General features: G+C 38.5%; 19 protein-coding genes. 6 read left to right on the top strand and 13 right to left on the bottom strand.

What is annotated here, in order from left to right:
• Positions 1 to 467: 467 nt before the first annotated feature.
• On the top strand, positions 468 to 1,586 hold the full coding sequence (locus ACMUMK_RS18200; protein ID WP_414702580.1) for a helix-turn-helix transcriptional regulator: 1,119 nt from the start codon (positions 468 to 470) through the stop codon (positions 1,584 to 1,586).
• A gap of 191 nt (positions 1,587 to 1,777) precedes the next feature.
• On the opposite strand, the gene ACMUMK_RS18195 is transcribed toward ACMUMK_RS18200, so the two are convergent.
• From ACMUMK_RS18195 to nadE, 9 genes are all read right to left on the bottom strand, one after another.
• Positions 1,778 to 2,167, bottom strand: coding sequence for an MAPEG family protein (locus ACMUMK_RS18195; RefSeq protein ID WP_414702579.1), 390 nt, complete (start codon positions 2,165 to 2,167; stop codon positions 1,778 to 1,780).
• A gap of 66 nt (positions 2,168 to 2,233) precedes the next feature.
• Positions 2,234 to 2,878: an adenylate kinase gene (gene adk, locus ACMUMK_RS18190; protein WP_414702578.1), complete on the bottom strand. Its 645-nt coding sequence runs from the start codon at positions 2,876 to 2,878 to the stop codon at positions 2,234 to 2,236.
• Positions 2,879 to 3,068: 190 nt separating this feature from the next.
• On the bottom strand, positions 3,069 to 5,009 hold the full coding sequence (gene htpG, locus ACMUMK_RS18185; protein ID WP_414702577.1) for a molecular chaperone HtpG: 1,941 nt from the start codon (positions 5,007 to 5,009) through the stop codon (positions 3,069 to 3,071).
• A 158-nt stretch (positions 5,010 to 5,167) separates the two neighbouring features.
• Entirely contained in the window at positions 5,168 to 5,770 is a 603-nt protein-coding gene (gene recR, locus ACMUMK_RS18180; RefSeq protein ID WP_414702576.1) for a recombination mediator RecR, read from the bottom strand.
• 9 nt (positions 5,771 to 5,779) lie between these two features.
• Positions 5,780 to 6,106 carry a YbaB/EbfC family nucleoid-associated protein gene (locus tag ACMUMK_RS18175; RefSeq protein WP_414702575.1) on the bottom strand — a complete coding sequence of 109 codons (327 nt, stop codon included), beginning with the start codon at positions 6,104 to 6,106 and terminating at the stop codon, positions 5,780 to 5,782.
• Positions 6,107 to 6,148: 42 nt separating this feature from the next.
• Positions 6,149 to 8,530 carry a DNA polymerase III subunit gamma/tau gene (gene dnaX, locus ACMUMK_RS18170; RefSeq protein ID WP_414702574.1) on the bottom strand — a complete coding sequence of 794 codons (2,382 nt, stop codon included), beginning with the start codon at positions 8,528 to 8,530 and terminating at the stop codon, positions 6,149 to 6,151.
• Positions 8,531 to 8,539: 9 nt separating this feature from the next.
• Positions 8,540 to 9,076, bottom strand: a complete 537-nt coding sequence (apt, locus tag ACMUMK_RS18165) for an adenine phosphoribosyltransferase (RefSeq protein WP_414702573.1) — start codon at positions 9,074 to 9,076, stop codon at positions 8,540 to 8,542.
• A gap of 343 nt (positions 9,077 to 9,419) precedes the next feature.
• Positions 9,420 to 9,758, bottom strand: a complete 339-nt coding sequence (gene glnB / locus ACMUMK_RS18160; protein WP_414702572.1) for a nitrogen regulatory protein P-II — start codon at positions 9,756 to 9,758, stop codon at positions 9,420 to 9,422.
• A gap of 27 nt (positions 9,759 to 9,785) precedes the next feature.
• On the bottom strand, positions 9,786 to 10,616 hold the full coding sequence (gene nadE / locus ACMUMK_RS18155; RefSeq protein ID WP_414702571.1) for an ammonia-dependent NAD(+) synthetase: 831 nt from the start codon (positions 10,614 to 10,616) through the stop codon (positions 9,786 to 9,788).
• Between the two features lie 217 nt (positions 10,617 to 10,833).
• Here nadE and ACMUMK_RS18150 point away from each other — a divergent pair, with 217 nt between their 5' ends.
• Both ACMUMK_RS18150 and glpQ read left to right on the top strand, forming a co-directional pair.
• Positions 10,834 to 11,376, top strand: coding sequence for a GspH/FimT family pseudopilin (locus ACMUMK_RS18150; protein ID WP_414702570.1), 543 nt, complete (start codon positions 10,834 to 10,836; stop codon positions 11,374 to 11,376).
• A 197-nt stretch (positions 11,377 to 11,573) separates the two neighbouring features.
• Positions 11,574 to 12,560: a glycerophosphodiester phosphodiesterase gene (gene glpQ, locus ACMUMK_RS18145; RefSeq protein WP_414702569.1), complete on the top strand. Its 987-nt coding sequence runs from the start codon at positions 11,574 to 11,576 to the stop codon at positions 12,558 to 12,560.
• Between the two features lie 71 nt (positions 12,561 to 12,631).
• Here the strand turns inward: glpQ and ACMUMK_RS18140 are convergent, their stop codons facing one another.
• A complete protein-coding gene (locus ACMUMK_RS18140; RefSeq protein ID WP_414702568.1) occupies positions 12,632 to 13,510 on the bottom strand; it encodes a flagellar protein MotY in 879 nt (292 codons plus the stop codon).
• 145 nt (positions 13,511 to 13,655) lie between these two features.
• Here ACMUMK_RS18140 and rnt point away from each other — a divergent pair, with 145 nt between their 5' ends.
• Complete coding sequence (gene rnt / locus ACMUMK_RS18135) at positions 13,656 to 14,282, top strand: ribonuclease T (protein ID WP_414702567.1); 627 nt, start codon at positions 13,656 to 13,658, stop codon at positions 14,280 to 14,282.
• Between the two features lie 176 nt (positions 14,283 to 14,458).
• On the opposite strand, the gene ACMUMK_RS18130 is transcribed toward rnt, so the two are convergent.
• Both ACMUMK_RS18130 and ACMUMK_RS18125 read right to left on the bottom strand, forming a co-directional pair.
• Positions 14,459 to 16,078, bottom strand: a complete 1,620-nt coding sequence (locus ACMUMK_RS18130) for a SulP family inorganic anion transporter (protein ID WP_414702566.1) — start codon at positions 16,076 to 16,078, stop codon at positions 14,459 to 14,461.
• A 23-nt stretch (positions 16,079 to 16,101) separates the two neighbouring features.
• Positions 16,102 to 16,758, bottom strand: coding sequence for a carbonic anhydrase (locus ACMUMK_RS18125; protein ID WP_414702565.1), 657 nt, complete (start codon positions 16,756 to 16,758; stop codon positions 16,102 to 16,104).
• Positions 16,759 to 16,890: 132 nt separating this feature from the next.
• Between ACMUMK_RS18125 and ACMUMK_RS18120 the strand changes: the two genes are divergently transcribed.
• A complete protein-coding gene (locus ACMUMK_RS18120; RefSeq protein WP_414702564.1) occupies positions 16,891 to 17,832 on the top strand; it encodes a LysR substrate-binding domain-containing protein in 942 nt (313 codons plus the stop codon).
• An 86-nt stretch (positions 17,833 to 17,918) separates the two neighbouring features.
• On the opposite strand, the gene ACMUMK_RS18115 is transcribed toward ACMUMK_RS18120, so the two are convergent.
• Entirely contained in the window at positions 17,919 to 18,524 is a 606-nt protein-coding gene (locus ACMUMK_RS18115) for a peroxiredoxin (protein ID WP_414702563.1), read from the bottom strand.
• A gap of 283 nt (positions 18,525 to 18,807) precedes the next feature.
• Here ACMUMK_RS18115 and ACMUMK_RS18110 point away from each other — a divergent pair, with 283 nt between their 5' ends.
• The gene (locus tag ACMUMK_RS18110) at positions 18,808 to 19,002 is read left to right on the top strand and encodes a bacterioferritin-associated ferredoxin (protein ID WP_414702562.1); all 195 of its coding nucleotides are present in this window, start codon (positions 18,808 to 18,810) and stop codon (positions 19,000 to 19,002) included.
• Positions 19,003 to 19,131 lie beyond the last annotated feature (129 nt).

Here is a 19,131-nt window from a genome sequence, read left to right as displayed (position 1 = left end):
TATTATGCCTGCCACAATCAACTGATGCTGTCGACGAGGCTGAAAACATCATTAAAAGGCTACAACCTAAAAGTTTCTGACTAATAAATTTCATTGTTACCACTCCTTGTTAATTACACTATACCCAAACGACTGTATATTAGTGACTCCTGCTAGTGAGCCCTCTCACTCATGACGTGATTACTTTTCTTCGATGTTGTGAATCAAACCCGCATCGAAGAATAAATCCATGACTGGATTTCCAAAATTTTCTGTTCTACCAGCACAAAACTGGTTAGTAGAGTAAGTTGAAATAGTGAATAAATTAATCACCCAATTGGGTGATTTTTTACAATTTATTTAGTCAACTATTCATTGATTGTGAATCTTTATAACCTTTAATTACAAGAATAAAAATCTGATATATTATTTATTGCTATTAACTTAGAGTAATTCAGCAGAACTCATAAAAAGGACTAATGTTTAAAATGACTCTAGCAATTTCAACAGGTGAGCTTTCCGAGTTAATTGAGCAAATTTATCAGGGAGCACTAACAGGAGACTGGGACGCTGCTCTTATTCAACTGATGGAGTTTACCCAGTCAAACAAAGCACTTTTTGTACTTAAAAAAAACAGTGAGGCAAAGCCTTTAACATTAGAATACCGAGCCAACTTTGCTTTCCCAGCTGTAGCATGGATTGATTATCAAGCACGTGCACATGAAGATCCATCCCGTGAACACGTGCAGTTTTTAACCGAAGGAGAGTGGGTAAATGTAAACAAACGTCAATATGAAGATTCTTCTTACTATCGAGACATTAATGTGCCATTAAAAGTTGCATATGGATTAGCGGGTGTATTGTGTCGTGATACCCATCATGAATCTTTATTAATGGTTAATCGAGGAGAAGAAGATCAACCTTACCAAGCAAGTGAAGAGGAGCTTTTTGACATTATAATGCCTCATTTTAGCCGAGCTATGCATATTTACAAAGAGCTTAGATTATATAAAAACTACTCTAACTTAACTAAAAGCATTATTGACCAACAAGATAAGGCGATATTAGTCTGTGATGAGAATGGCACTATAGTTATACAAAATCAATTTTCCGAACAAAACTTGTTACCTCCCTCCAGTATTTATGTATCTAATAATAAAATTTGTATTGAGTCACGTGAGTCCCAGAATCAATTGGAGCACTTTATTCGGGAGTCTTCAAAGTTGGCTTATAAGAGTATTGGTAGTCAAGAGTCCATTATTATTGAACAACAAGACCATGATCAGGAAAATGATGAAGTAATATTAATTACGGTTGCGCCAGTAAAAGATTCAAGACAGTTCAACAATATTGAAGTGCCTTGTTGTATAGTCACAATTAATTATCAACACCAAGTTAATTGGGTAAATATTCAAAAGCAATTTAGCTTAACCCCGAAAGAAATCCAATTAACCCAAGCGCTTTACTTCAAGAAAAAGCTAAGTGTTCTAACAAGTGAACTGAACGTCTCACACAACACCTTAAAAACCCATTTAAAATCAATATTTTTGAAATTAAAGGTGAACTCGCAAACGGAGCTTTTGGTTAAGTTGTCTTTATTTAGATAACAAATACTTGGGTAGAATTTACCTAAGTCAAGTCTCCACGAAGAGAGAGGTGCGACACCACCTTTAGCTGCACACTTTACCTAATATTGAAAAGGATAGAGCGTGAGCTCAAAGAAAGACACCCCATACAAAAAATATGATGTCCACCCAGAGCTATGCCCAAACGCGTCGCGTTCAAATTATATTAATTGTTATCGATACAAAATAAGAATGTTTAACACCGATAAGGTTAACAAGGATGCAAATGTCATCAGCATTCCAGCTATTCTTTGCCAGCTTGGTCCTGAATGGCGTCTTAAACCAAAAGAGTGAATAAAGCGGCCAAACAAAATAGCGCTCCCCGCTATGTGTAACAAAATACTATTACTCCCATTAACCTCTGCTACAAAAAGTAAAATAAGTACTATTGGCGTATATTCAGTGAAGTTACCATGGGCGCGAATAACTTGCTGAAAGTGAAAGTCGCCACCATCTCCTAATGGGATTTCTTTTTTAAAACGGCCTCTCACTACAAGTACAGATAAATAAAGTAGATATATGCCTAATAAGCCAGCATAAAAAGCTGTAATAGGTGTATGCATATTCATTCCTAAAATAAAAAAGCCCACATTCAGTGGGCCATTACATAATAATTCTGAAGTTTCAGCTTAGCCTAGTAAAGTTGCTAGCTCACTACTAACGTTTTCAACTGGTGCTGTACCATCTAGTTTATGGTATTTACAGTTACCTGAGCTTGCCTCAGCTGTATAATAATCAACAAGAGGCTTAGTTTGTTCATGATATATACCAAGACGCTTACGTACTGTTTCTTCTTGATCATCTGGACGAATAGCTAAGTCTTCACCCGTTTCATCATCTTTCCCTTCAACCTTAGGAGGGTTGTAAACAAGGTGATATACACGACCTGAACCAGGATGAACTCTACGGCCACTCATACGTTCAACAATTACTTCATCATCCACATCGAACTCGATAACGTGATCGACTTTGATGCCAGCTTCTTTCATTGCGTCAGCTTGAGGAATGGTTCGAGGAAAGCCATCTAATAAAAAGCCATTTTCACAGTCAGGCTGAGCAATACGCTCTTTTACTAAACCGATAATAAGCTCATCTGAAACAAGCTTACCTTCGTCCATAACTTTCTTTGCGGCTAAGCCAAGCTCTGTACCTGCTTTAATAGCAGCCCTTAACATATCTCCTGTAGAGATTTGCGGAATGCCAAATTTGCCCATCAAAAATTGGGCTTGAGTACCCTTACCTGCACCAGGAGCACCAAGAAGAATAATGCGCATGCTGTGTCCTCTGAATAATATTTGCGTTTAAAAAAGTAAAGCAGGAACTTTACACATACAACTTTAATGTTACAACAATAATACACCTTATATATAAGACAAAGGTCGTAATATGTATACTTTTAAGGCCTTAAAACAAAAACGAGCCCTTAGGCTCGTTTTTTCAATGTTAATTAGCTTAATATATAGCTTATTTAGCTAAGCTTACTAATAGCTTGTTCAAGTTTTGCACAAAGCTCGCTGGGTCTTTTAAACTACCCTGCTCTGACAATGCTGCTTGGTCGAAAAGCACATCTGTCCATTGTGAAAATTGTTCTTCGTCTTGAATATCTGCTAATAATTTCACTAACTGATGCTCAGGGTTTATCTCAAAATGATATTGAGCTTCAGGTACAGGCTGACCCGCAGCTTGCATTAGCTTTATCATCTGAGTTGTCATACCTTGCTCATCAGCCACTATACAAGCTGGGGAATTGGTTAAGCGATGAGTGAACTTAACTTCTTTCACTTTATCACCTAATACGGTTTTAACCCGCTCGATTAGACCTTCAACTTCTTTTTCGGCCTCTTCTAAAGCTTTTTTACTGTCTTCATCTTCTAAGTCACCTAAATCTAATGCTCCGTGAGTAATAGATTGGAATGATTTTTCATCAAACTCTGTCAAATGAGACATTAACCATTCGTCAACGCGATCTGCCATAAGTAACACTTCGATGCCTTTCTTACGGAAGATTTCGAGGTGTGGGCTAGACTTAGCTGCTTGGTAGTTATCAGCAGTGATGTAATAAATCTTCTCTTGTTTTTCTTGCATACGGCTAATGTAGTCAGCAAGAGAAACTGTTTGAGCTTCAGAATCTGTATGAGTAGAGGCAAAACGCATTAAACCAGCAATTTTTTCTTTGTTTGCGTGATCTTCAGCTGGACCTTCTTTCAGGGCGTTACCAAACTCAGCCCAAAATGCCTGATACTTCTCAGGATCATTCTTAGCAATTTTCTCAAGCATCTGTAACACACGCTTAGTACAACCTTGGCGCATAGCTTGAGTGACTTTATTGTCTTGCAGAATTTCACGAGATACGTTTAATGGTAAGTCGTTAGAATCTAGCAAGCCCTTAACAAAGCGCAGATAAGTAGGAAGCATTTGCTCGGCTTCATCCATGATGAAGACACGTTGTACATATAACTTCAGACCATGCTTTTGGTCGCGGTTCCACATATCAAATGGCGCTTTAGAAGGAATATACAATAAACTAGTGTATTCCGTTTTACCTTCAACTTTATTGTGAGACCAAGTTAACGGATCGCTAAAGTCATGGGAGATGTGTTTATAAAACTCTTTATACTCTTCATCACTTACGTCTGACTTATCACGAGTCCATAAAGCGGTTGCTTTATTTACAGCTTCCCAACTTGCAGGAACCGCTGGAATTTTTTCACCGTCTTCGCCATCAGGACCTTTTGGACCTTCGCTTTCTGGGATAGCTTCTTTAAACATTTTAACCGGAATGCTGATGTGGTCAGAATATTTACTAACAATTGAACGCAATTTCCAATCGTCTAAGAATTCTTTTTCGTCTTCTTTTAGATGTAAGATAATTTCAGTACCGCGATCGGCCTTATCAATATCTGTAATAGTAAACTCGCCTTCACCAGCAGATTCCCACTGAACGCCTTTACTGGCGTCTTCACCAGCGGCACGGGTGCGTACCGTTACATTATCTGCAACGATAAACGCCGAGTAAAAACCTACACCAAATTGGCCGATTAACTGTGAGTCTTTAGCTTGGTCGCCAGATAATTTACCAAAAAACTCTTTGGTACCAGACTTAGCAATCGTACCTAAGTGCTCGATAACGTCGGCCTTGTTCATGCCTATACCGTTGTCAGCTATGGTAATAGTACCTGCATCTTTGTCTATGCTCAGCTTAACATGTAGATCGCCATCGCCTTCGTACAGACTATCGTTTGATAACGCCTTAAAACGTAGTTTGTCAGCTGCATCGGCAGCATTTGATACTAGTTCACGAAGGAATATTTCTTTATTTGAATAAAGTGAATGGATCATCAGTTGAAGTAGTTGTTTTACTTCGGTTTGAAATCCATGAGTTTCTTGTTGGGCTGCTTCAGCCATAACCAAGTATCTCCTAATTTGTGGTTACTAAAAAGACGATTAGTAAGATGAGGCCGCTTAGATTGTTTTCAAGGAGCAATCAGCGTAATTTTTTAAAATTTTATACAGAAAGGATTAAAAGAATATAAAGCTAAGAGGCGACAACCTGAGTTTATTGTTCACAACAAACTGCGACGGCCATTAAAAGCATGGCTAAGGGTATTACCATCAATAAACTCTAACTCACCGCCTACAGGTACACCATGGGCAATTCTACTCGCTTTAATATCATGGGTTTTACACATCTGGGCGATGTAATGTGCGGTAGCCTCGCCTTCTACTGTGGGGTTGGTAGCGAGAATAACTTCTTCAATACCCTCTTCTTCGAGGATACTAGCTAAATCTTCTAAACCGATATCAGCCGGCCCAATTCCATCTATTGGAGAGAGCCGCCCCATAAGCACAAAATAGCGCCCTTTGAACTCTAAGGTCTGCTCAATTGCAAGCACATCTTGAGGAGATTCAACTACGCATATCTGCAGACTTTCTTGACGCTTAGGATTAGCGCAGATTTCACACAAGGCGTTTTCACAAAATGTACGACATTGCTCACAATGTTTGACGTGTTCCATAGCATTATGCAACACATTACTGAGTGTCATAGCACCTTGGCGATTCCTCTCTAAAAGATGAAAAGCCATACGCTGAGCGCTTTTAGGGCCTACTCCAGGCAACACCTTAAAAGCGTCAATCAGCTCTTTAATTAATGGGCTAAATTGCATTAGACGTGTTTAGAAAGGCATCTTCATGCCAGGAGGCATTTGCATTCCACCGGTAACACTCGCCATTTTTTCCTTGGTAGTTTCTTGGATCCTACGGTTGCTATCATTTATAGCTGCAGCGACAAGATCTTCAATCATCTCTTTATCGTCTTCCATTAAGCTAGGATCGATTTCTACTCGGCGAACTGCATGGTTACAAGTCATGGTAATTTTAACTAATCCAGCACCTGATTCACCGGTAATTTCTGTGTTGGCAAGCTCTTCTTGACTCTTTTGCATACGCTCTTGCATTTGCTGAGCCTGCTTCATCATGTTGCCCATTCCGCCTTTAAACATACTTATCTCTCTTTCAATTTAATAAATTTTGTAACCTCTCTGCTATCTAGCAGAGATACTTTGTTCATCTACTACTGCGTTTAATAACTCTTGTAGCAAGTTGACACCAGCATCGTTATGAATCACCTCTTTTGCGTAGGCTTTTCTAACTTTGTTTATTTCAGATTGTAACGCATAGGGAGTATTAATGGGTTTACCTAGCTCAATTTCAAGTTGAATATTGCTATTTAACGCCTTACAAATTGCTTCGGTAAGCTGTTGTCTAGCACTAGGTGAGTCTAAATGTGCTTTGCTGTCTAATAAGGTTAACTTAATTACACTTCCCTGCTGCTCAAAAGACGAATGCAGTGCAAGTTGTTTCGTTAATGCAGTTACCTGCATTTCATTAATCAATTTACTCCAGTCATCCACTTGCTGTGAAGAGATAACCTTTTGATTACCTTCTAAAAATGGAGGGATAGTAACAGTTACCTCACCAACATTTTCTACATCTAAATGAGCATTAGGGTCAAATACTTGATTTACCTCACTCTCACTGTAACCAGCATTTTCCAAGTCAGGACTCTCGTTTTGCAAGCTTGAATTAAACTGTTCATTTTCCTCCGTTGGCCATGGAGGTACGCTATTTTCTGCAGCAGGTGCTTCTGGCATACTTTCCGAGTATGACTCTAACTCTTGAGCGGAAGATTTAGAAGCAGAGGACAAATTGCTAGAGCGAGGGCTAAAAGGATTTTTTACAAGCTGTGCTTCTGTGTGTTGAGTAACACTTGGAGCTGGAGGAACACTCAAGATTGAGTCTGCTCCGCCTTGTACGGAAATGTCTTCGGTATCAGACTTTTTTACTGGCTGAGCTATTTCCTCCCCTTGGTTTTTAGCCCCTTTTAACTTATTTCTAAGTGCAATCAGCTCTGCGGTTGTCTTAGCCTGAGGTTCATTTTTAGGTTGCTCACTAGGTGAAGAATTATCTGCAGGGTAAAGGTTTACATCATGTTCTTCAGAGCCTACAGGTGTCATGTTATCGTAGTCAATTGGCTGATAACCGTATTCTTCTGCTTGATTTATGATTTCTTGCTGTTGTGCGAACAACGACTCATCGTTCGATGAGTCAGGATCTGATTGTAATTCATCTGAGTTTGCAGTCTCTGAAGGGTCAGAGACAACCTTAGCAGGCTCAACTGTAGACACCATAACTTCAGGCTCTAGCATTTGCGATGACTCGGTAATCTCCTCCCGAGGAGCAATTTCCACACTTGGCTCAGCTTGAGTTTCAACCTTAGTCAATGAAATATCGGCTGGCTGTGGTGTTTGCTCTGCAATCTCCTGTGAGGCTAACGTTATTCCGCTTGGGCTAAAGGCCAACATGCGCAATAAGGTCATCTCAAATCCGGTTCTAGGATCTGCAGCATAAGGCAAATCTTTTTTACCTGTTAATGCAATTTGGTAAAGCAATTGAATTTGTTCAGCGGGGGCTGAAGTTGCTAATTGATAAATAGCTCTAGCCGCGATCGTTTCTAATTTACAAGCGTCTGGTACAAATTGAGTTAGTGCTATTTGATGTAACAAGCTCATCACTTCAGATAAAACAGCACTAAAGTCTGGTGCTTGCTGAGCCATTAGCTCCACTTGTTCCATTACAGCAGTAGAATCTTTTTGAATAATTGCATTTACAACTTTAATTACTTGGTTTTTATCCATCAAACCAAGCATATCGGTAACTATATTTAAGGAAACATTGCCATTACCTTGGGCAATAGCTTGGTCTGTTAGACTTAACGCGTCCCGCATACTTCCTTGGGCAGCTCGTGCTAACTGTGCTAGCGCCTCTTTTTCAAAAGGAATGGTTTCTTGACCGAGAACAAAGTCTAATTGCTGACTAATTTGAGCTCGTGATAAAGCTTTTAAATTAAACTGTAAACATCTAGATAATATAGTGACAGGTAGTTTTTGAGGATCGGTTGTCGCTAACAGAAACTTTACATGTGGAGGAGGCTCTTCAAGGGTTTTCAACAAAGCATTAAAGCTATGTTTAGACAACATATGAACCTCATCTATTAGATAGACCTTATAACGGCCACGACTGGGCTTATATTGGACGTTATCTAATAGCTCTCTGGTATCTTCCACCTTAGTTCGAGAGGCGGCATCTATTTCTAGCAAATCAATAAAATGCCCCTGCTCTATTTCTCTACAGGTACTACATTGGCCACAAGGGGTTGAACCTAATCCTTGTTCGCAATTTAAACTTTTTGAAAAAATTCTAGCTATGGTGGTTTTGCCTACACCACGGGTACCTGTAAACAAATACGCATGGTGTAACCTATCATTATCAAGTGCATTAGAAATGGCGGTTACGACATGCTCTTGCCCAACCAACTCTCCAAAGCGATTGGGTCGCCATTTTCTCGCTAAAACTTGATAACTCATAAACCTTGTTTACTCACCTTCAAATTCACAAATTGAAAAGCTATTTACACCAATATCCAGTAGTTTTTGTTCACCACCTAATTCTGGCAATGAAATAACAAATCCAGCATGCTCAACCACTCCGCCCAAACGGCGTATTAAGTTAGCAGTAGCAATCATAGTACCACCAGTAGCTAACAAGTCGTCTAACATCAATACTTTTTCACCAGGCTTGACTGCATCTTTATGAATTTCTAGGTTGTCGCTACCATACTCCAGTTCATAGCTTTCGCTTATGACCTCTCTGGGTAATTTTTTAGGTTTACGCACAGGAATAAATCCAATACCTAGTTCAATAGCTAGCGGAGCACCAAACAAAAAGCCTCGGGCTTCTGTTCCGGCAACCTTATCAAACCCCATAGGAGCATAATGTTTTACTAGCAATTCAATAGATTGAGAATAAGCTTTGTGGTCTTCTAAAATTGAAGTCACATCTCGAAACATGACTCCAGGTTTAGGGTAATTAGGCACGGTTTTAATAACCGATTTTATATATTCGAAGGGCACGAATTTTCCCGTAATTTAAATGAGTAATAAAAGAAACGTCATTTCACTAGAGGTAAAATACGAACCATCCAAGCACGGCGTGCATCAATGGTAATGCCACTAATAATCCTAAAGCTGCGAATAAGTATCCCCAATTAAATGGGTCACACGAACTTTGCTCATTTTGCATTTTAATACTCCAAAGTTAGAGGCGTTAAAAGCCTTAGTAAAACGACTAAACAAAGCCGCTGATGGTAATCCAAGTTATAATAAATTGATAGTACTAAAAGCCTTATTGATTAGTATCTGATTGATTTTCAAACGCCTGCATGAAGATCATCAATCATAAACGCCGTATAAAAGATTATACAGCGTCTTCGTTTTCTTCCCCTGTACGTATACGTATTACTCTGGACACATCATATACAAAGACTTTTCCATCTCCGATTTTACCAGACTGGGCAGTACCGACTATGACTTCAATACAGCGCTCAACTTGCTCATCGGCAACCACTAATTCAATTTTTATTTTGGGCAAAAAGTCGACATTATATTCTGCACCTCTATACAATTCTGTATGACCTTTTTGACGACCAAATCCTTTGACTTCCGTTACTGTCATGCCGCTTATACCTATTTCTGAAAGGGCCTCACGAACATTATCCATTTTAAAAGGTTTAATAATTGCTTCAATTTTTTTCATCTTTGCGTCCTGTTTATCTTTAATAGATTAATCATAAATAGTTGGAATAGGTACACGTTTATGCTGAGTTTTCACAAAAATATCTACCAACTTTTTAGAAACAGCATCGTCTACATTTTTACCTTCTAAGAAGTCATCAATTTGATCATAGCTTAGGCCTAGCGCTTGTTCATCGGCTTTCTGAGGGGCTAGTGTTTCTAGGTCAGCAGTAGGTGCTTTCTCTATAATGTTACTAGGTGCGCCTAAATATTTAGCCACTTCCCTAACTTGTCTCTTATTTAAACCAAATAAAGGAGCTAGATCACATGCTCCATCGCCATATTTAGTATAAAAACCAGTAATATTTTCAGCTGAATGGTCAGTACCTAGCACCAATCCATCTAGTAGACCTGCAATTTGATATTGAATAACCATACGTGTACGCGCTTTTACATTACCTTTTACAAAGTCTTGCTTAGTTTCACTTTTAGGAAGAAGGCCAACCTCATCCATAGCTAACCTAGTTTGCAAATCTATGGCATCAGCACCAGGTTGGACATTAACCGTAACACTTTGACTTGGCTTGATAAAATCTATTGATAATTGAGCATCTTCTTCATCAGCCTGTACCTTATATGGCAATCTTACTGCAACAAATTGATACCCAGCGTCTGTGGTTTCATTAAGGCTATCTACTGCCAATTGAGCCAAGCGTCCTAACGTACAAGAATCAATACCGCCACTAATACCTAAAACCAAGGTTTTTAGTGAACTAGCAACAAGCTGAGACTTGATAAACTCCACACGTCTCTTGATTTCAAACTCAACGTCTATTGCTGGCAGTACCCGCATTTCTTCAATCACAGTGTTACTTTGCATTTTTCCTCTCATTGTAAGTCAATATTGCAGTAATTAGTTGAGTATAAACTTAGTATCTACACAGCCTCATTTTTATCACTTAAAAAACAAAGCTCAAGAACAATTCTTTTTATATTACCAAGATGTGTATATGAATCCCAACCCAAAGACAATATTTTATACCCAACAAAATGAAAAATTGTTTTATTGTTGAGAGGAATTAAATAGGAGTAGTTTCGTGAAGCAACAAAAAGGTGTAACGCTAATTGAAATGATGATTGTGATATCTATCATCGCCATCGTTCTATTGTTTGTCGCGCCTAGCATGCAAAGCATTATTATTAAAAATAGAATTGTATCTGAAATAAACGATTCCAGTGCTTTAATTCAATTTGCACGGCATACAGCCATCAATGAGCAAGCTCTTACCGTTGTTTGCCCTTCAGCTGATTACGCGACATGTTCTACCGATTGGAATGATCCTAAAATTGTATTTATTGACGAAGACGCCAATAGCAACAGAGGCAATGATGAAACCCTGCTAGTTAGTGTTGAGGCAAGTTCGGACACCAATGTTGCTACTGTTTCCAAAGATATTATTAGGTTTACTGAAAACGGTTCAGCATTAAACATTGTTGAATATAAAATTTGTCACAAAGATGGCGATGCAACTTATGCACGCGGCCTTACCATCAATTTACAAGGAAGAGTAAAAATGGGTAAAGATAGTGACGCTAATGGCATTGTAGAAGACAGCGCAGGTAACGACTTATCCTGTTAAGTGTAACTATTTACTCAAAAAGCAATAGGTGATTGTTAAAGATTCACTTGTATCTAATATTTCACCTCAGAAAACTGTCATATTTCCTTCCTAAAGATACATTAAACTATAATTCTTCACTATTGGGTTATTAAGATTAATAGTAGTGAGAGCCCCTATCTATTTAGGACATAACACAACACTTTTCAGAGCAAAAAATGAAATTTATCAAATCAATAATACTAGGAATAATTATGGGTGCGTTTTCAGTTAATGCCTTACAAGCCTCTCCTATTGTAATAGCGCATCGCGGTGCCTCAGGCTACTTACCTGAGCACACATTAGAATCTGCTACCTTAGCTTATGCTCAAGGTGCTGACTATATTGAGCAAGACTTAGTCGCGACAAGAGATTCTCAACTCATTGTTTTGCATGATATTCACCTAGATACAGTCACAAACGTTGAGGAAAAGTTTCCAACTCGTAAACGTGAAGATGGACGTTATTATGCTATAGATTTTACATTAGCAGAAATAAAGTCACTCAGAGTCTTCGAACGAAAAGACTCAGAAGGTAATCAGGTTTTTAAAAATCGTTACCAAGGAAAAGGTCACTTTCAAATAGCAACCTTTGAAGAACAAATAGAGCTAATACAACAGCTTAACCGCCAATTTGCTAAAAACACCGGCCTATATACTGAAATCAAATCGCCAGCTTGGCATCAAGAGCAAGGGGTTGATATTAGTCAGTTAACTATGAATATACTTAGAAAGCACCAATTAGACGATCCTAACAAAGCGGTTTATATCCAGTGTTTTGATTTTTTGGAAACAAAACGAATAAGAAACGCCCTAGGTGCCAAAGTTAAACTTATTCAACTAATAGCTGAAAACGATTGGTTAGAATCTACTAGCGACTATGATTATTTAAAAACACCTGCAGGACTAAAAGAAATATCACAAGTGGCCCAGGGTATTGGCCCTTGGATCCCCCAGTTGCTTGATTTTGACCAAAAACAGGCAACTGCTTTAACCAAGCTTGCACATAATGAAGGCTTAGCCGTACACCCCTATACTTTTAGAAAAGATGCATTACCTGCCAATATATCAACCCAAGAAGCGTTGGACTTATTGTTCAAGGAAGCTCAAGTAGATGGCATTTTTACTGACTTTACCGATACAGTAATTGACTATTTGTCACACTAGATTTAACTAGTTACAAGGATAAGCCGGTTTGACTTCATCAACCGGCTTACTTAAATGATTGGAAAGTTTGTTTAGGCTTTAGACATTCTAATGACCACACGGCGGTTTTTCGCTCTTGTGGTTTCGTTTATATTAGGAGATACATGGCGTCTTTCACCATGACCTGTAATATTAATCCTTTCCGGAGACACACCTCTTGAGCTAAAAAATTCCTTTATTTCAGCAGCACGTTGGATAGACAGTTTCTCATTAATCGCTCTGCCACCAAAACTATCAGTGTAACCATCAAGTAACACTAATTCTAACTCAGCATCTTCTTTCAAATAATCACTTATCATGGCAAGCCGCTTTTCTGAAAACTTGGTTAACTGTGTATTATTAAATTGATAAGTTAATACTGTGTAGGCAATATCATCAAAACTGTAGGGCAATAGATTAGCCACGCACTTAGCAAACTCTTCATAGGGCTCAGCAAAATTACTAGCATTTAACCCTACTGCTACCCTGTCATATTTATTATACCAATCTTGATAATATATGGTTGGCCAGAAACCCTTTTCTAGTTCCGACAACATCGTCCATGCAGCTTGCTCCGGTAAATCGCCATCATATTGTTTTCTTATGGGCATATCTGCGATTGCTCGCTGAGTATGACCGGGCATCCATTTTGGAGGGACAGAATATACAGCAGCTACCCCATATGATTTAGGAAGCCTTAACATATCAAGCTCAAACTCCATATTAAGCTGCTTAGATGCCATGCTAGTAAACATAGCTTCACCATAACCAGGAACATTATGACTTAGTGTACATTGCAACCTAGTATCACCTTTAAGTTGCCACTGTGAATGTTCTATTTTTGCTGAGTATTGGCGTAATGCGCTATGTCCACTTAAAGACATTGAAATTAGTGATAAACAAAAAACAGATTGTATTATTTTTTTAGCCATAAAAAGACATCCTCGCTTCTGTTTAGTTATATCGACAATTATGAGATTATATTTAGCATTAGCTTACTCTTAAGCAATCATTTAGGCTAGCCACTGAAAAAGAACCTTGCCATAATTGCCCTACATAAATTGTCACTGAGTTTACATGTCACAAAATTTTGAGTTAAAGAATCGCTTTAGAGGATATTTCCCTGTTGTCGTAGATGTTGAAACCGCAGGTTTCAATCCACAAACTGATGCATTGCTTGAGATTGCAGCGGTGACAACTAGAATGGACGAAAATGGCTTTATTTACCCAGATAAAACGTTTCATTATCACATTGAACCCTTTGAAGGTGCCAACCTAGAAAAAGCAGCATTAGAGTTTAACGGAATCGACCCATATTGCGCCTTAAGAGGAGCGATACTTGAAACTGATGCTTTCAAAGATTTATGTAAAAAAGTTCGAAAAGAACAAAAAGATGCAGATTGCCAACGGACAGTCATGGTGGCTCACAATGCAGCATTTGATTTAAGTTTTGTTAATGCAGCAATCGCAAGAAGCAATATAAAACGAAGTCCTTTTCACCCGTTTGTGTCATTTGATACCACAACATTAGCAGGCCTAGCCCTTGGACAAACCGTGCTAGTAAAAGCTTGTATGGCAGCCGGAATTAGCTTTGACCAAAATGAAGCACACTCAGCTCTATATGACACCGAAAAAACAGCTGAATTATTTTGCTACATAGTAAATCGTTGGCAAAGCCTAGGTGGTTTAGTAGCCCATAGTTAAATCAGTTATCAACAAACAGATGTGAATAAAAGCCCCTCATTTTATATTAACTAAGTAATTTTAAGTACAAAAAAACCGACATTAAAATAATAATGTCGGTTTTTTATTAAGATAATTTCACCAGACAAGATAGTGTTAACAATAAAGCTATCTAGCCTGAATAATAATTAGGCTTACTACTGACTCGAGATTAAAGGTGCAGACTTATCAACTACAGCCACAGCACTTTCTAATGCATCAAGCAGGGTTTCACTTTCCAAGTCAGCTTGTGAACCGCCATTAATTGCGTCTAAAACGCTTTTAACTTCTTCACTTAACCCACATACATACAATAGTTTTCTTGCCGCTTTGGTATCTGCAACAATAGTCTCAACAGCCATCGCAGCCGATACATCCATTGTAGGTATTCTAGAGAAATCAAGTATCAATACTTCTGAACCAGGCTCTACTTTTTGCCTAACGTGATGACCTAAGTCAGCAGCGGCACCAAAGCTAAGTGGCCCTGAAAAGTTAAATATTGTCACCTTACCATGACACCTTTCAAGCAGCGCTTGCTCTTCTGGATTGCTTGAAAACTTAGGTATAGCTTTTAATTGATCAATTTGAATCTGAGCAATCTGACGTACATATGCTAGGGCAGCTAAAACTACACCAACACCAACAGCTGTAATCAAATCAACAAAAACAGTCAGCCCTAATACCAACAACATTAAAGCGAAATCCCAACGAGGGCCGTTGTGTGCACGCTTTATATAACGCCAATCGACAATATCCAAACCAACTTTAACTAAAATGCCTGCTAAAACTGCATGGGGAATATTTGCTGCAAGTGGGCTTAAACCTAAAACAACGGCGATTAACACTAGTGAGTGAGTCATTCCTGAGATTTTAGTTTTACCGCCAGAACGAATATTCACAACCGTTCTCATGGTTGCTCCCGCTCCAGCTATACCGCCGAATAATCCAGCTACAGCGTTACCAATACCTTGGCCCACTAACTCTTTGTTACTCTCATGACGAGTACGGGTCATGTTATCAGCAACTAAGGATGTTAATAGGCTATCAATTGCGCCTAACACAGCCAAAATAAAAGCAGCTTCCAAAACAAGTAATGCTTTGCTCTGCTCATAAACCGGAAGGTGAAGACTTGGCAAGCCGCTAGGAATAGCACCTAAAATAGGCACTTCTGCCAAGAATAAACTAACCACAGTACCTATGATCAATGCAGCCAAAGGGCCAGGGATATACTTTCCAAATTTAGGAGGCCATTTTAGTGCGATAGCAAGTGACATAACACCCAAACCTAAAGCAACAAAGTTAATGTTTGCCAAAGCCTTAGGAAAATATGAAAGCGCACCTAATGTTCCACTTGGGGATTCATGCCCCAATATTGGACCAAGTTGCAAGATAATAATGATCGCGCCTATTCCAGTCATAAAACCAGAGATAACAGGGTAAGGAACAAGCCTAATGTATTGTCCAACTCCTATGATCCCAAATATAACCTGAAAAATACCGGCCAAAAGTACTGCTGTGAATATAAGATCTACGTCGCCCGATAAGCTGGCAAACAACCCAGCTAACACAACGACCATAGGCCCAGTAGGCCCAGAAATTTGTGAAGGAGTACCGCCAAATAAAGCAGCAAAAAAACCAACAGCAATAGCCCCATAAAGCCCTGCTAGCGGACCGAGCCCTGAGGCTACACCCAGTGCTAACGCTAATGGTAAGGCAACAACACCAGCAGTAATACCGCCAGTGATGTCACCTCGTAAATGTGAAAAATCAAATTTCATTGGATTATTTACCCTAAAGCTATTTATAAACTAATTGTAGATTTAAATTTATTGTCATCTGTATAACACTCACTCATTGGCACAAACTCTTCTTTCTCCATATCAAAGCAAAGTACTCCACCAGTTTCAATGTTATAAACCCAACCGTGTATTTGTATTTCTTTGGTGGCTATTCTAGCCGCAACTGAAGGATGAGTTTTTATATGTTGTACTTGCTGTAGTACATTTTCTTTAGTCACCTCATCAAGATGTGCACTATCAACACAGCCATGTTTGTGTTTAACAACTTCAGTCGCACCGCGGCAATGTCCCAACCACTCTTTTACATGTGGCAACGAATCTAAAGCTTCTGGCTTGATCGCACCTTTCATAGCGCCGCAATCAGTATGACCACATATAACAATGTGACTAATACCCAATGCTGCTACTGCGAACTCTATAGAAGCAGTCATTCCACCTGTGTTATTGCTATGAGGAGGAACTACATTACCAGCGTTACGACATATAAATAAATCGCCTGGTCCAGTTTGCGTAATTAAGTTAGGGTCTATTCTTGAATCTGCACAGGTGATAAATAAAACTTCTGGGTTTTGACCCGTGGCAAGCTTTTGAAAAACCTCTTTATTCTTCGGAAAAACATCTTTTTGAAACTTAGCTACACCCGAAATTACATGTTCCATGCCATACTCCTAAATTTAATTAAAAAATTTAACAACTTATTAATACATACAATTTATACTGATAGCTTAATAGAATAATACATTACTTCGTGATAGCATTTAACTATCAGTGTTAGATTTAGTTATAAATATATGCCCAATCAAGCAGCGCTCCCATCTATTAAGCAATTAACGTATTTTTTAGCTGTGGCTAAATCATTAAACTTTAGACAAGCAGCTAATAATCTAAACATTAGTCAGCCTACCCTAACCAATCAAATAATAAAGTTAGAAGAAAATCTAGGCCTAATCTTATTTGAACGCTCTAGAAGCGGTACTCTTCTGTCAGTTAACGGCCGCGAATTACTCATCCATGCAGAGCAATTAATTCAAACCATGGATGAATTTCAAAATGCGGCACGGGAGCTATCACAAGGACCAAGAACAACATTTAAATTAGGGATCCCACCAACCCTAGGGCCCTATTTACTGCCATTTGTACTTCCCCAACTTCATCAGCTTTACGATAAGTTAAAGTTTTATGTGAGAGAGGCATCCCCAACCGATCTATACAGTGGACTTTATAAAGGAGAATTCGATTTAATCATCACGCCTTTCTCAAATCTACCAAGTGATTTAGTGGTAGAGCCTTTATTCACAGAGCCTTTAAAACTAGTGTTACCAAGCGAACACAAGTTGAGTAAACAAGCATTTATTGAGCCTAATATGTTGAATAGCTTAAGAATATTAACCCTTGAAGATAAACACCACTTCCATTATCAGGTATTAGATATTTGTAATGAGTTGGGGGCTGAATTACAACGTGACTATGAAGGCACTAGTTTAGATACCTTAAGACAAATGGTTGTGATGGGTATGGGGGCCGCTTTTCTACCTGGATTATACGTACATTCAGAAATGCACGTGCCTGAATCCCTACACGTATGTGAAATACTCAATAAACCTATATCACGTCAACATGCACTTGCATGGCGTAACACATCTCCTTCAAGAGTGTTTTTTAGAGAACTTGCGGATCGATTTAAAAGAATAATTAAAGCTCGGTTAGATCACGTGGTAGAGGTTCATATATAGCAATATAATATTTACCTTAAACGTTTATTAACTTATCCCATATAAAAACACCGCTACGAGAGCGGTGTTTTAAAAAGTATTAAAGACTATAAACTGTCGGCATTTTCAGATAAGTAACTTGCAACGCCTTCAGGGCTGTCAACCATACCTTTAGAGCCTTCCTGCCAACCTGCAGGACAAACTTCACCGTGCTCTTCATGGAAGTTCAAAGCATCAACCATACGTAGCATTTCATCAATATTACGACCTAGAGGAAGATCGTTAACCACTTGATGACGAACTACACCCGCTTCATCAATTAAGAATGAACCACGGAATGCAACGCCAGCATCAGGATGTTCAACATCGTATGCTTGACAAATTTCATGCTTCACATCGGCTACTAATGTGTATTTTACTGGACCAATACCACCGTCATTAATAGCGGTGTTACGCCATGCATTATGGCTAAATTGAGAATCAATAGACACGCCAATTACTTCAACGCCACGTTTAGTAAACTCTTCATAACGCTTATCGAATGCAATCAACTCTGAAGGACAAACAAACGTAAAATCTAGAGGGTAAAAGAATAAAACTGCTTTTTTACCTTTAATTGCTTCACTAAGAGTAAAGCTATCAACAATTTCACCACTTCCAAGAACTGCGGCAGCTGTAAAATCTGGTGCTGGACGACTTACTAATACACTCATTTATTTCTCCATTTACTTTAAGTTAAAATTGAAATATTAAATTTAATATCACAACTGGTTTTATAACAGATTTACCTAGTAAGGCATATGAGTGCAATTACTAAAAAAACAATAGCCATTAATTAAATATATTTATATGCAAACCTAAAAGCTGTTGTAAGCATTAATATATAGCTAAAAGTATAACTACTGCCTCTAATTGAATAAAAATAGTACATCTAACTGTTGATCTTTATGCAAATAACAATTATTCTTATTTGTATAAATATCACTAAGGTTAAATATGTACGTTTGTTTGTGCCACGGCATCACAGATAAAGCCATTAAAGAAGCTGTTAGAGAAGACGGCGTGGGTAACATGCGCCAGCTAAGAAAGCAGCTAGGCGTAGGAAGCCAGTGTGGCAAGTGCGTACAATTAGCCCAAACAATCATAGATCAAACAATTATTGATGAGTCATTGTTTAAAGAAGTGTGTTAATAAATTAAATGTCCCGTCCTAAAATACGTTGACGGTTTTAATTGAAGGCCAGTAGCTTTTGCTCCTGGTCTTTTTTATGCACTTGGTTTGGTGTTTTCATTCCTAAACTCAAGTGCGGCCTCAATTCAT

Origin of the sequence: Paraglaciecola sp. 2405UD69-4 (genome assembly GCF_047525415.1) — a bacterium.
In the GTDB taxonomy this organism is placed as follows: domain Bacteria; phylum Pseudomonadota; class Gammaproteobacteria; order Enterobacterales; family Alteromonadaceae; genus Paraglaciecola.
The sequence above is the reverse complement of the archived record's forward strand: the minus strand, read 5'-3'. Positions and strand labels throughout refer to the sequence as shown.

What these genes read in the sequence shown, in the direction of transcription:
- ACMUMK_RS18200 (WP_414702580.1), top strand. Translation starts at nt 468, where the DNA reads ATGACTCTAGCAATTTCAACAGGTGAGCTTTCCGAGTTAATTGAGCAA.
- ACMUMK_RS18195 (WP_414702579.1), bottom strand. Translation starts at nt 2,167, where the DNA reads ATGCATACACCTATTACAGCTTTTTATGCTGGCTTATTAGGCATATAT.
- adk (WP_414702578.1), bottom strand. Translation starts at nt 2,878, where the DNA reads ATGCGCATTATTCTTCTTGGTGCTCCTGGTGCAGGTAAGGGTACTCAA.
- htpG (WP_414702577.1), bottom strand. Translation starts at nt 5,009, where the DNA reads ATGGCTGAAGCAGCCCAACAAGAAACTCATGGATTTCAAACCGAAGTA.
- recR (WP_414702576.1), bottom strand. Translation starts at nt 5,770, where the DNA reads ATGCAATTTAGCCCATTAATTAAAGAGCTGATTGACGCTTTTAAGGTG.
- ACMUMK_RS18175 (WP_414702575.1), bottom strand. Translation starts at nt 6,106, where the DNA reads ATGTTTAAAGGCGGAATGGGCAACATGATGAAGCAGGCTCAGCAAATG.
- dnaX (WP_414702574.1), bottom strand. Translation starts at nt 8,530, where the DNA reads ATGAGTTATCAAGTTTTAGCGAGAAAATGGCGACCCAATCGCTTTGGA.
- glnB (WP_414702572.1), bottom strand. Translation starts at nt 9,758, where the DNA reads ATGAAAAAAATTGAAGCAATTATTAAACCTTTTAAAATGGATAATGTT.
- nadE (WP_414702571.1), bottom strand. Translation starts at nt 10,616, where the DNA reads ATGCAAAGTAACACTGTGATTGAAGAAATGCGGGTACTGCCAGCAATA.
- glpQ (WP_414702569.1), top strand. Translation starts at nt 11,574, where the DNA reads ATGAAATTTATCAAATCAATAATACTAGGAATAATTATGGGTGCGTTT.
- ACMUMK_RS18140 (WP_414702568.1), bottom strand. Translation starts at nt 13,510, where the DNA reads ATGGCTAAAAAAATAATACAATCTGTTTTTTGTTTATCACTAATTTCA.
- rnt (WP_414702567.1), top strand. Translation starts at nt 13,656, where the DNA reads ATGTCACAAAATTTTGAGTTAAAGAATCGCTTTAGAGGATATTTCCCT.
- ACMUMK_RS18130 (WP_414702566.1), bottom strand. Translation starts at nt 16,078, where the DNA reads ATGAAATTTGATTTTTCACATTTACGAGGTGACATCACTGGCGGTATT.
- ACMUMK_RS18125 (WP_414702565.1), bottom strand. Translation starts at nt 16,758, where the DNA reads ATGGAACATGTAATTTCGGGTGTAGCTAAGTTTCAAAAAGATGTTTTT.
- ACMUMK_RS18120 (WP_414702564.1), top strand. Translation starts at nt 16,891, where the DNA reads ATGCCCAATCAAGCAGCGCTCCCATCTATTAAGCAATTAACGTATTTT.
- ACMUMK_RS18115 (WP_414702563.1), bottom strand. Translation starts at nt 18,524, where the DNA reads ATGAGTGTATTAGTAAGTCGTCCAGCACCAGATTTTACAGCTGCCGCA.
- ACMUMK_RS18110 (WP_414702562.1), top strand. Translation starts at nt 18,808, where the DNA reads ATGTACGTTTGTTTGTGCCACGGCATCACAGATAAAGCCATTAAAGAA.